Below are 12,149 nucleotides of genomic sequence, written 5' to 3' on the forward strand. Positions count from 1 at the left end.
CGAGCGCCGGCTCGGCCCGCCGGCCTAACCCGCCAGCAGCGCCTCCGTCTTCGGCAGCCACGCCGGCCGGGCCTGTTCATACGCCGCAATCCGGTCCTCCAGCTGCAGCGTCAGCCCGATATCGTCCAGCCCGTTCAGCAGGCAATACTTCACGAACGGGTCAATCTCGAACCGCCGGACCCACGTCCCGTCCGCCGTCGCCACCGTCTGCGATTCCAGGTCGACCACCAGCTCCGCCTCCGGCAGCTCCTCCGCCCGCGCCACCAGCCAGTCGCAGTCCTCCTGCGGCAGCGTGATCGTCAAGAGCCCCACCTTCGACGAGTTGTTCCGGAAGATGTCCGCGAACGACGGCGCGATGATCACCCGCAGCCCCATGTCGTCCAGCGCCCAGACCGCGTGCTCGCGCGATGACCCGCAGCCGAAGTTCGGCCCCGTCACCATGATCGGCGCGCCCTGGTAGACCGGCCGGTTCAGTACGAACTCCGGGTCCTTCCGCCATTCGTCGAACGCGTACGGCCCGAATCCCGTCCGCTCGATCCGCTTCAGGAACTCCTTCGAAATGATCTGGTCCGTGTCCACATCGGCCCGGTTCAGCGGGATGACCCGCCCGCGCACCGTCTCGAACTTCTTCATCGCTACTTCCACTCCCGGATGTCGACGAAATGCCCTGCGATCGCCGCCGCGGCCGCCATCTGCGGGCTCACGAGGTGCGTCCGGCCCCCGCGGCCCTGCCGGCCCTCGAAGTTCCGGTTCGAGGTGCTCGCGCAGCGCTCGCCCGGCATCAGGATGTCCGGGTTCATCCCGAGGCACATCGAGCAGCCGGCCTCCCGCCACTCGAACCCCGCCTCTTTGAAGATGCGGTCGAGCCCCTCCTCCTCCGCCTGGTGCTTCACCAGCCCGGAGCCCGGCACCACCATCGCCCGCACGTGCGGCGCGACCTTCCGGCCCCGCACCACCTCCGCCGCAGCCCGCAGGTCTTCGATCCGGCTGTTCGTGCACGACCCGATGAACACCCGGTCCAGCCGGATCTCCTGGATCGGCGTGCCCGGCTCCAGCCCCATGTAGTGCAGCGCGCGCTCCGCCAGCTCCCGCGCCTGCGGCGTCGGGGCCTCCGAGGGGTCCGGCACCCGGCCCGTCACCGGCACGCTCTGCGCCGGCGTCGTCCCCCACGTCACCGTCGGCACGATCTCCGCACCGTCGAGCGTCACGTACGTGTCGAATTCTGCCCCTTCGTCGGTCGGCAGCGACCGCCAGTAGTCCAGCGCCCGCTCCCAGTCAGCCCCCTTCGGCGCGAACCGCCGCCCTTCCATGTAGGCAAACGTCGTGTCATCGGGCGCGATCAGCCCGGCCCGCGCCCCGCCTTCGATCGACATGTTGCAAATGGTCATCCGCCCTTCCATCGAAAGGTTCCGGATGACCTCGCCCCGGTATTCGATGACGTGCCCGACGCCGCCCGAGACGCCGATCTTGGCGATGATCCCGAGGATCACGTCCTTCGCCGTCACACCCGGGTGCAGCTCGCCGGTCACCTCCACCGACATCGTCTTCGGCTTCGCCTGCGGCAGCGTCTGCGTCGCGAGCACGTGCTCCACCTCGCTCGTGCCGATGCCGAAGGCGAGCGCGCCGAACGCCCCGTGCGTCGAGGTGTGGCTGTCCCCGCAGACGATCGTCATCCCCGGCTGCGTCAGCCCCTGCTCCGGCCCGATCACGTGCACGATCCCCTGCCGGATGTCCCCCACCCCAAACAGCGGGATGCCGAACTCCTCGCAGTTCTTCCGCAGCGCCTCCACCTGCTGCACCGAAAGCGGGTCCGACCACGGCTTGTCCCGGTCGATGGTCGGCACGTTGTGGTCGACCGTCGCCAGCGTCAGCTCCGGGTGCCGCACCCGCCGGCCGGCCAGCCGCAGCCCTTCGAACGCCTGCGGCGACGTCACTTCGTGCACGAGATGGAGGTCGATGAAGAGCAGGTCGGGCTTCCCCGGCTCGCTCGCCACGACGTGCTGCTCCCAGATCTTCTGGATGATGGTCTTCGGTGTGCTCACAGGGCTCCTGCCGCGGTCGGTCTCGTTCTTGGCGGGTTGTGCCGAAAAGTGTACCAGCCCCGCGGCTACCGGCCGGAGCTCAGCGCCGCACGCCCCGGCCGCCGGTGCCCGGTCGCGGAGGACTGCCCGGCGCCGGGAGGGCGCCGGCACTCGTCGCCTCGCTGAGGAGGCACAGGCGGATCGTCTCTATCAGCATCTTCGGACCTGCAAACGCCCGGGCCACCACCCGGTTCCCGGCAGAGTCCGCGGCCTTCGTCACTCGCCCCGAAGCGGCGTGCCCGATGTATCCCGTGTTCACGACCACGAGGTCGACCGAACCCGAAGCACGGTCCACAGCGCGCCCGCCCTGCTTCGCCGACTCCGGGTCCAGCCAGTCCACCTTCAGGCCAAAAGCTTCCAGCTCCGGCTGGGCTTTGGTCTGAAGACTGGGATGACCGCCCACGATGAGCACGGACTTTCCCCGCAGCCGTTCAGGGTCCGTCGGCACGCCGACGGGCTCACCGAGCAGTCGCTTGAGCTCCTCGCCGCCCGCGTCGCGCAGCTCCGGAAATGAAGCCGCGATGAGCCGGAAATCCTCGACGCGGCTCGATTCTTTGCGAAAGCCTTCGATGGCGCGCTGGACGAGCCCCTCCACCGGAAGCGCCCGCTCCAGCGCCCACTCCAGCCCCGCCAGCAGCGCCCGTTCGCGGAGTGAGGCGAACACCTCCCGGGATGAGAACTCCTCGCAGAGGTTCGGCACCTCGTCGTCCTTCCCCTGCCGCAGCAGCTCCCGCACCAGCCGCACGAACGCCTGCTCCGCGTCCTGGTCGTGCGTCTTCTTCCGCGCAGCATCCAGCGCCAGCCGGAACAGCTTGAGCCGCTGCTCACCGTCCAGCGCGTCCGCCCCCGCGATCGTCCCGTCCTCCACCCCGTCCGCGATCCGGTTCAGCGTGTTGTCCCCCCGCTGCGTCGCCGCCGCGAACTCCGCCGCGTCCAGCAGGTTCTGCACATTGCCGATGCCCCGCGCCTCCAGCGCAGCCGGCAGCACCTCGTCGATCACCGCGTCCGTCACGTAGCCGCTGTCCTGCGCCAGCACCTCCGACAGGTGCTCCCAGCTGTCGTCCAGCCGCACCTGCTTCAGGTACTCGAAATACCCCTTGAAGTCCTTCACCAGCCCCTTTCCGTCGCCCTCAGCCGCCAGCCGGTACGCGGCGAGGAACTCGGCATACCGCCGCAGCCGTTCCTCGCTCCCGATGAGCCGCAGCAGCTGCCGGCGCACCTCGCGCGATGCCCACTCCCGCGGCCCGCGCGCAACGATCGCCAGCGCCGACACCGCCCCGACCGGCACCACCTCCGGGTGGCGCTCCTCGGCAGCCTTCAGCAACTCCACGGCCAGCTGCGCCGCCCACGAAAAATCTCCCGCGACGGTCGTCTTCTTCGGCCATGCGCTCGCCCAGTCCGCCACTGCCTCGCCCTCGTACAGGACGCTCGCGAGCAGCACGAGCCCGAGCACCCGCGTGTCCGCCGCGACCGCCTCGTCGCGCACGAACTCGCTCAGCCGCTGCTCGGAAACCTGCTGCCCGCGCCGCATCGCCCCGAGGAACTGCGCCAGCCGGACCAGCCCGTGGAGGCTCGGCTCCCGCCGCGCAATCTCCCGGTCCTCCGCGAGCCCGGCGATCGCTTCCCTCCCGGCTTCCCACCGGTCCTCGGCGATGCCGCTGCCGCGGTTGGTGACCTCCTGCCAGAGCGCCGCGTACGCATCGGCGAACCGGTCGCCCTTCAGCCCGAGCGCGGCCTCGAACTCCTTCCACCCCGCGGCCTTCAGCCCGCGCTCCGCTTCCGCCGCGAGGTCTGCGTCAGCCCCGGCGTCGCCGGCCAGCGCCCGCCGGAACCACGTCAGCGCCTCGGCCCAGCGCCGGTTATGGAAGAACCAGTATCCCAGCAGCATCTGCAGGGCGGCCTGCTCGCCGTCCCGCGCCCGCTCCAGCCGGGCCTCGAGCGCCTGCCGCGCCGCGTCGTCGTGCTCGCTCCGCAGCCGTTCCAGCTCCGATTCCCAGTCGAAGACCGAGGCGGCCCCGTCCGGCGCCGCCGGTTCTTCCGTCTGGTCCGCACCTCCCGGCGTGGACGTCACCTCCCGGACCCGCGATTCGCCGGTCTGCAGGGTCTCCACGAGCCGCTCGAGCGCCGCGGCCAGCCGGTCCAGCCGCTCATACAGTCCCTCGAATCCCGCCGGGACGCGGCCCCCGGCCGCCGCCGGCGCGTCAGCCGCCGCGGCAGTCCCCGTCCCTTCCCCGTCCGCCGTCGGCGCCGCGTCGCCGGTCGCTGCTTCCTCGCGCACCGTCTCTGCGGCCTTCTGCGCCTCCGCCGCGTCCTGCGCCACCGCCCGGCGGCGCTCCTCCGCGATGCGCGCCTCCTCCGCTTCCCGCCACCGTTGCACCTCCCCGCCGTCGGGCAGCACCAGCAGCTCGCCGAAGCCATCCTCGAGAATCCGCAGCGTCTCCGGCACCCGCGGCAGCCGCCAGCGCTTCTCTTGCGGCATCCACCGGTATCCCGGCACCCGCTTCACCAGCTCCCGGTCCGCGAACGAACACTGCACCGAGAACTCCTGCTCCAGCACTTCGAGGTGAGCTTCCCCCATCGGCGGGTCCTGCTGCAGCGCCCGCGCGGCCGCCACCTCCTCCGCGAGGTCAGCCGACGGCTGCCAGCCCTCCGGCCCGAACAGGTGGTCCAGCAGCCGGTACGTCGCCATCTGCCGCGGCAGCGAAAAACTCCGGCGCGGCGGCAGCCACCGCGCCCCGGGAAAGTAGCGCAGCACGACACGGTCGGCCGCGCTCGCAGCCTCCGCCACCAGCCGGTTCTCATCCGCCCGCACCCTGATCATCGCGCCGCAACTCTAGCACGCCGAAAGCAGGCCCCGCGTATCACCCGCCCGCCTCGCCCGGTTGCCGCCAGGGCCACATCCGGTGGCCGAACGGTGGACTTCTAACGCCGCTCTAATGGCCCCGCCTTGACACGCTGCGGTATCTTCACGATGCGTTCACTGAAGTGGTCGAGCGGTGGACAGCACGGTTCGAACGGGTGGCCCACGGGAGCCCCCGGGTTCGTTGGGGAGCGAGCCCGGTCCCGCCCGCCAGCCCGCAGGGAAGTTCGCCATGACGCCCCGCCGCATCGTCGCTCTCCTCGCTGCCGCAGCGGCCGCGTTCGCTGCCTTCGCCGCCCTGCCGGCCGCCGCCCAGGTTCCATACACCGTCTCCGCGGTCGCTCCCGCGCCGGTCCAGCCCGGCCAGCAGGCTGCCGTCACGGTCCGTGTCGAGGGCCAGGTCGCCGCGCTTCCGGGCTTCATCTACGACGTGCAGGGCGGCACCCTCGTCGGCGTGCTCGCGCCCACTCCCGTCGCCGCCAACGTCGCCGAAGGCACCGTCTTCGTCCGCCGCGACACCCCCGGCACCGCGACCCTCTCGGTCTCGTTCGCCGGCCAGGTCCTCGCGTCCGCGAACGTCACCTTCGCGGCCTCCGCCGGCGCCATCCGCGTCGAAACCCTCCTGGATGCCGGCCCCGATGCGGCCGCCCGCACCTGGCGCTACCAGGTCATCGACCCCGCGGGCGCGGTCGTTGCCGAGCTCCAGACCAGCACCAGCGGCGACGCGCCGCTCGGCGCGGCCGTCGCCGAAGGCCTGCCCGCCGGCGCCTACGCCGTCCGCCAGGTGCTCGGCGCCGATACCGCCCTCGCCTGCGCACCCGGCGCCTTCTACGCCGTCAGCCAGCCGGCCGGCGCGGTCGCCGCCGTCACCCTCGGCGCCAGCACGGTCACCGTCCGCTTCACCATCGTCCCCTGCCCCGACCTCCCGGCGGGCCTCGAAGTCATCATCCCGGTCGATACCATCGTGCCCGGCGCGGGCAGCGGCATCATCGGCGATGCCGTCCCCGCCCCCGCCGAGCCGCCCTTCAGCGAAGTCGCCGGCGTCCGCCAGCCCGGCCCCGGCCTGCTCCCGCCGGCCGCGGGCAACAGCCCGGCGGCAGCCGCGCCCTCCCCGCTCCCGGCGCTCCTCGCCGCGGGTTCCCTGCTCCTCCTCTCCGGCAGCGGACTCCTCCTCCTCGCCCGCCGCCGGTCCCGCCCCCTGGTGTGAGCCTTCGGTCAGGAGGCACCCCGGGTGCGCCAGTTGGCCGGCGCACCCGGGGTAACTATTTCCCCCTTCGGACGTTCAGATTTTACGGACGGAGGCTTGACGCTAACGCCGGCCTTCGGCCATAACTTTTCAAGCTCACGGCAGCCACCGGTGGGTCGAGACGCCGGTGCCGCTGCCGCCCAATCCCTCGGCGCCGGCGGGGTGCGCCCACGAGTCCCAGGGGGACTTCATGGTGCGTTCCTTACGGCGGTTTTTCGTTTTTGCCGCCCTCGCCCTCCTCGCAGCCGTCGTCTCGGTCGGCCAGCTCCGCTTGTCCGAAACCCCGGCGCGCGCCGCCTACGACCCCTCCGGCCCCGCGTGGGACCCTCTCTCCTCCTTCGACACGTCGAGCAGCCCGGCCCCCGTCTTCCAGCCGCCGAAGCTCCTCGCCGGCACCAACTCCCACGGCCTCCCGGCCAACGCCCAGACCCGCAACGGCTACTGCCTCGATGTCAACGTCCCCGGCGTGACCGCGGCCGCGATCGGCACCCTCGGCTTCGTCATCACCGCCGCCAATCCCATCAACCCCGCCGACCCGCCCGCCGTCAACGTCCCCGTCCCAACGAGCGGCACCTACGCCTACGGCGCGGTCGGCCCCGCGGCCGGCGCCGACTACTACGACGGCGGCACCCCGGCCGATACCTCCGACGATGTCTACTGCGTCGTCGCCTACGCACCGCCCGGCTACCAGACCCTCTCCATCGCCTGGCACTGGGAGGGCACCGCCTCGGTCCCGAACCCCATCGTCCTCCCCGACATCGCCATCGTCACCGTCACCCTCGACAAGATCGGCGACGGCATCGTCGGCGGCCCCGCCGAGGTGTGCACCACCGGCTGGGACAGCACCTTCCTCACCGGCGCCTCCTCCAACCCCGTCTCCGGCGTCAACAGCCCGCTCATCCCCAACGGGCTCACGGACCCGCCCGACCCGCTCAACGCCGTTGCCACCACCGACTTCTCGATCGTCTCCTTCGCCGGCGCCACGCCGACTGTCGCCTACGTCCGCCAGGTCGGGCCCGAGTGGTGCGCCGGCATCGATGCGCCCAACAACTCCTCGAACATCCAGGTCCAGTTCAACTTCCACGCCGTCTACAACCGCGCCGATATCGGCAACCCTGTCGTCACCATCGACAAAGACGCCGACGACCAGCCGGCCAGCCTCCAGCTCCCCGCCAATCGCCTCGTCGAAATCAAGCGCGTCGTCGAACTGCGCCACGTGACCCTCGATGGGCGCACCCCGCCGCGCCCCCTCTCCTCCCCGATGGTCATCGGCGCCACGCACTACATCTGCCTCATCGGCACCGTCGCCGCTGACTCCCTCCTCGCCTCCAACATCGTCTTCACGCCCATCGGCGGCCCCGACGTGCCCGGCGTCACCGGCATCACCGTCTTCCACAAGTCCGCCGCGAACGAGCCCGGCATCAGCTCCTCCGTGCCCAACGGCACCCTCTGCTTCTCCTACACCTCGAACGCACCCGGCCAGCACGCCGTCGCCGCCTACTTCAATGACTCGAACAACGGCGGCGCCCTCACCGCGGCCTTCTTCGACACCGACGGCGACGGCAATGGCATCGTCCAGCCCGGCCCCGCGAGTCCCCTCATCACCCGCTGGGTCCGCATCGATCGCACCGAAATCACCACCGGCGGCACGCCCACCTCCGGCGTCGTGACCTTCGGCACGATCGAGCTCCCCCTCCGCTTCAACGTCGCCGACGGCACCTTCCTCGCCAGCGCGAACCTCACCGAATGGGTCATCGGCTCCTTCAACTCCGGCACGCCGCAGACCACGAACCTCCTCGTCGACGGCGCCCGCCTCGAGATGCGCATCATCGGCTGCGGCTACTTCCAGGTCCCCAACACGCTCCTCAAGCCGACCGTCGTCACCGGCATCTCAATCGGCGGCCGGTTCGAACTGAACGACGGCAGCCAGGACCCCTTCGCGCCCGCCTTCGGCGACACTGACGCCAACCCCGACGACATCCGCATCTCCACCACCAACGCCCCCAACTGCGGCCCGAGCGCCACCACCCGCCTCGAAATCGACGTCTTCTACCCCGGCCAAACCACGCCCGCCAGCGTCACCGAACACGTCACCATCCGGTACGTGTTCTTCCCCGGCCAGAAGGATATCCGCGTCGCCTGGGCCGGTCAGATCGTGACCATCACCTACGCCTTTGCTTCCAACGTCTCCTGCGCCGGCCAGACGGTCCGCTTCACCCGCCCTTCCGGCCAGCCCGGCACCTTCCTGCCGGCCCCCGGCATCACCATCGACGGCCCCGGCTCAGCATCCACCGACTTCGGCGCAAACTGCTCCGCCACCATCCGCTACGAAAGCGAAGTCCCCGGCGAGGTCGACATCGAAGTCTTCATCGACGGGCGCCCGTGGACCAAGATCGCCTACGTCATCTACTACCTCGTCTTCGAAGACATCACCGTCGACGCCACCCCCGACCAGTTCGTCTCCACCCTCGGCGGCGTCACTGCCAACCTCCGCGGCTACTTCGTCGGCTCCAACCCCTCCGGCCGCCCCGCCGAGACCAAGCCTGACGGCCGCACCGTCCCGGCCGACCGCTGGGTCCTCCCCGACGACTGGTCGCGGCTCCGCGGTGACCCCGACTTCCGCACCGACCCGCCCGAGATGCCTGCCGCCATCGTCACCTTCATGATGCAGAACGAGCCCGTCCGAAACTCCTACAACCCGCGCGTCACGAACGGCTCCTCCGGCTTCTTCGTCCCGGATGACCCGACCGACTTCTCCCCCAACGTGAACCCCCACACGAAGGTGCCGACCGTCCTCGGCTCCCTCGCGAAGCCCCGCATGTACTCCCAGCCCTCCGACGGGCAGGGCCAGGCCACCATCGCCACCTACGGCGACTTCAACCTCACCTTCGAGGAATGCCCCGCGAACCGCATCACTGGCAACCCCCACTGCGAGCCGGAGCAGGTCGTCGGCCGCAGCCGCTACTTCGCCGTCGCCGAGTACCCTGAGCCCACCACCCGCGGCAAGCACCCCGCCATCGCCTCCAACATCGGCGAGACCACCTGGCGCTGGGCCGGCTACAAGCGCGTCACCGTCGTCAACGGCGAATCGCCCCAGTTCAAGTACGTCGTCGCCCACCTCAAGGACCGCGACGGCTTCTGCGACGCCGCCAACTTCAACAACGTCCTCGGCATCCCCATCCGGTTCGACATCGATGCCGGCTCCGGCATCATCCTCGAAGCCGCCGACCGCCCCGTCGATATCAACGGCACCCGCCGCTTCGCCACCGCGACGACATTCGACACCCGCGACGCCCGCGGCAACCCGATCAATACCGACATCGCGAAGCCCGTCCTCGAGGACGACGAATGCCAGGCCTGGATCAAAGTCACCAACTCGCTCATGAAGCCGACGAACGTGATGGTCACGTTCCCGGCCATGCCGGCGCCCATCCCCGGTGACGTCACCATCACCGCCTTCAGCTGCACCGGGCAGGAGTCCATCACCGTCACCAACCGCGGCAGCTCCACCGTCAACCTCGCCGGCTTCGGCCTCAAGAGCCCCGGCGGCCAGGTCGGCATCGCCGAGCACCTCGACCTCTCCGGCATCCTCGAGCCCGGCCAGAGCAAGACCTTCTTCGGCGGTCCCGGCGCCTCCTCCCGCGGCTGGATCGGCAACACCGGCGACCGCATCCTCGGCCCCGGCGACTACGTCGCCCTCACCTGGGACGACATTCCGCTCGCCACCGCGTTCTGCAGCACCGGCCAAATCGTGGAGCCCTTCATCCCCTCGCCTCTCCCGCCCGACCCCGAAGGCGAACTCGTCGTCGACGTCATCATCCCGTGGGGCGAAGAGCTCGATGTGCCCCTGGCCGCCGGGTGGAACCTCGTGCCGACCGGCCAGGGCGTGGTCGCCGTCGAAAGCGCCCTCGGCGACAACGCCGCCAAAGTCGCCGTCATCTACGCCTGGGACGCTGCGAACCAGGAGTGGCTCCGCTACATCCCCGGTGCCCCCGGCGCGGTCAACACCCTTACCGAGCTCGGCGGCGGCCGCCCCGTCTGGATCTACGTCAACGAGCCGTTTACGTTGACCCTCCCCCGCTGATGACCCTGTCGGCCGCCTGCCGTACCCTCGGTGGCGGCCGTCAGTCCCTTCCCAGGATGTGACCATGAGCTTCTCCCGGGGCGCGCTCCTCGCCGCCATCGTTGCCGGCGCTTTCGCCGCCATCGCTGTCCAGCCCGCCGCCGCCCAGTTCGACCCGCCCTCGACCATCTTCGGGTCGGTGACGGATTCGGCCGGCCCCGTGCCCGAAGGCCTCCCCGTCGAGGCCTACATCGGCGATACCCTCTGCGGCAAAGACGGCAAGACCGAGTACACCGGCGACGGCCCCGCCCGCGTCACCGTCTACGTCGTCGACGTCGTCGCCGATTCCCAAATCCGCGGCTGCGGCCGCGCCGGCGCTGAGGTCCGCATCAAGATCGGGGACCGCTTCGCGCCCCAGGTCGCCCGCTGGCAGGCCGGCCCCGTCCAGCTGGATGTCACCTTCGGCAGCGCCACCCCGGCGCCCATCCCCACCTTCACCCCCACGCCCACCCGCACGCCTGAGCCAAACGCCACCCCCGCTCCCGGCCAGTCCACGCCCGGCGCCAACGGCACGCCCGGCCAGGGCGGCGCCGTCGCCACCATCCCCGCCGGCTCGCCCGGCGCCGGCTCCCCGGTCACCGGCGGCGGCGTCACCAGCGCCACACCCGGCCAGCAGAACAGCAGCGGCGGCGATGGCGGCGGTTTCCCCGTCTGGGGCGTCATCGTCCTCGTCCTCGGCGCCATCGCCGCCATCGGCGGCGGCGCGGGCTACATCCTCGCCCGCAACCGCCAGTCCGATACTGACGACCTGCCCCCGCCCGGCGGCCTCGAATAGCCGCGGCCCGCGGGCGGCCTCAGCCGAGGAAAATCATCGTGAAGTAGTGCCGCCCCTGCGCGTCAGTGATTTCGCCGATGCCGATGCGGCTGAAGTCCCCCGCCAGCAGGTTCGCCCGGTGCGTCGGGCTGTTCATCAGCCCCTCCAGCGCCACCGCCGCCGCCTGCTCGGCCGGGTAGTTGTTCATCGCCAGGTTCTCGCCCGCCCACGCGTAGCTCCGGTAGCCGAAATACGCCAGCAGCTCCACGTACATCGAATACCCGTACGGGTCCACGTGCCCGAAATACCCCTGGTCGATGAGCTGCTGCGACCGCGTCCGCGCGATCTTCGTCAGCCCTGCGTCGAGCACGTACGGCGCCAGCCCCGCCTTCGCCCGCTCCGCGTTGATCAGCTCGAACAGCTGCAGCTCGAGCGCAGTCGCCGGCCCGCCCGGCACCGCCGGCACGTAGAAGTTCGGCTTCGCCGGGGCAGCAGGCGCGGCCGGCGCGGCGGCCTGCGCCGGCGGCTGTGCCGGCGCCGCCTGCGGGACTGGCCGCGCGGGCGCCGCGGGGGCCGAAGGGGCTGCCGGGGCCGAATCCGCGCCGCCAGCCGCGGCCTGCGGCGCTTCCGATGCCCGCGCCCACGCCCCGAAGTGGCCCAGCGCCAGCTCGAACTCCAGCGGCAGCGCTCCCGGGCCCGGGTCGGCCGCCGAACCCGCCGCCGGCTCCACCGGAATCGCGGCCGGCGCTTCGAACACCACCGGCGGCGCCAGCACCCCATCGGCCGGGCTCCACGCAGGCGCAAGCTCGAGCGGCCGCGTCGCCGCCCGCTCGGCATCGCCCGCGATGACGTTGAAGCCGATGCCCAGCCCCGCGCCCGCCAGCAGCGCCGCCGCGTACAGCGGCGCGAACCGCCCCGGCCGCCACTCCCGAACCCGTACGCCCACCGCGCGCGGGCGGGCCAGCTCGAATCCTGCCATCGGGAACCCCGCTGGAGACCCATGCCTGCGGCGGTTGCCCGCCGGGTCTCAAATCGGGGTTCGACCCTCCCCCCGGTGGACCGCATGGACACGCAGAGGGCATCCC

General features: G+C 71.2%; 7 protein-coding genes. 3 read left to right on the top strand and 4 right to left on the bottom strand.

Translation table 11 applies throughout. From position 1 onward, the window contains the following. Nucleotides 1–24: 24 nt before the first annotated feature. From leuD to O0235_RS10230, 3 genes are all read right to left on the bottom strand, one after another. The gene (gene leuD / locus O0235_RS10220; protein WP_270055691.1) at nt 25–633 is read right to left on the bottom strand and encodes a 3-isopropylmalate dehydratase small subunit; all 609 of its coding nucleotides are present in this window, start codon (nt 631–633) and stop codon (nt 25–27) included. Nucleotides 634–635: 2 nt separating this feature from the next. Continuing rightward, nucleotides 636–2,042, bottom strand: coding sequence for a 3-isopropylmalate dehydratase large subunit (gene leuC, locus O0235_RS10225; RefSeq protein ID WP_270055692.1), 1,407 nt, complete (start codon nt 2,040–2,042; stop codon nt 636–638). Between the two features lie 79 nt (nt 2,043–2,121). Further along, nucleotides 2,122–4,902, bottom strand: a complete 2,781-nt coding sequence (locus O0235_RS10230; RefSeq protein ID WP_270055693.1) for a DUF2325 domain-containing protein — start codon at nt 4,900–4,902, stop codon at nt 2,122–2,124. 271 nt (nt 4,903–5,173) lie between these two features. On the opposite strand from O0235_RS10230, the gene O0235_RS10235 reads away from it, so the two are divergent. The 3 genes from O0235_RS10235 to O0235_RS10245 all read left to right on the top strand — a co-directional run bounded on the left by O0235_RS10235 (nt 5,174) and on the right by O0235_RS10245 (nt 11,085). Next, nucleotides 5,174–6,148 (top strand): hypothetical protein, encoded by a 975-nt coding sequence (locus O0235_RS10235; RefSeq protein WP_270055694.1) that lies wholly within the window; start codon nt 5,174–5,176, stop codon nt 6,146–6,148. Between the two features lie 229 nt (nt 6,149–6,377). After that, entirely contained in the window at nt 6,378–10,271 is a 3,894-nt protein-coding gene (locus tag O0235_RS10240) for a lamin tail domain-containing protein (protein ID WP_270055695.1), read from the top strand. Between the two features lie 64 nt (nt 10,272–10,335). After that, nucleotides 10,336–11,085, top strand: coding sequence for a hypothetical protein (locus O0235_RS10245; RefSeq protein ID WP_270055696.1), 750 nt, complete (start codon nt 10,336–10,338; stop codon nt 11,083–11,085). Between the two features lie 19 nt (nt 11,086–11,104). Here the strand turns inward: O0235_RS10245 and O0235_RS10250 are convergent, their stop codons facing one another. Further along, a complete protein-coding gene (locus O0235_RS10250) occupies nt 11,105–12,043 on the bottom strand; it encodes a CAP domain-containing protein (protein ID WP_270055697.1) in 939 nt (312 codons plus the stop codon). Nucleotides 12,044–12,149: the final 106 nt, after the last annotated feature.

It is taken from the genome of Tepidiforma flava (assembly GCF_027594505.1).
GTDB lineage: Bacteria > Chloroflexota > Dehalococcoidia > Tepidiformales > Tepidiformaceae > Tepidiforma > Tepidiforma flava.

What these genes read in the sequence shown, in the direction of transcription:
- leuD (WP_270055691.1), bottom strand. Translation starts at nt 633, where the DNA reads ATGAAGAAGTTCGAGACGGTGCGCGGGCGGGTCATCCCGCTGAACCGG.
- O0235_RS10230 (WP_270055693.1), bottom strand. Translation starts at nt 4,902, where the DNA reads ATGATCAGGGTGCGGGCGGATGAGAACCGGCTGGTGGCGGAGGCTGCG.
- O0235_RS10235 (WP_270055694.1), top strand. Translation starts at nt 5,174, where the DNA reads ATGACGCCCCGCCGCATCGTCGCTCTCCTCGCTGCCGCAGCGGCCGCG.
- O0235_RS10240 (WP_270055695.1), top strand. Translation starts at nt 6,378, where the DNA reads ATGGTGCGTTCCTTACGGCGGTTTTTCGTTTTTGCCGCCCTCGCCCTC.
- O0235_RS10245 (WP_270055696.1), top strand. Translation starts at nt 10,336, where the DNA reads ATGAGCTTCTCCCGGGGCGCGCTCCTCGCCGCCATCGTTGCCGGCGCT.
- O0235_RS10250 (WP_270055697.1), bottom strand. Translation starts at nt 12,043, where the DNA reads ATGGCAGGATTCGAGCTGGCCCGCCCGCGCGCGGTGGGCGTACGGGTT.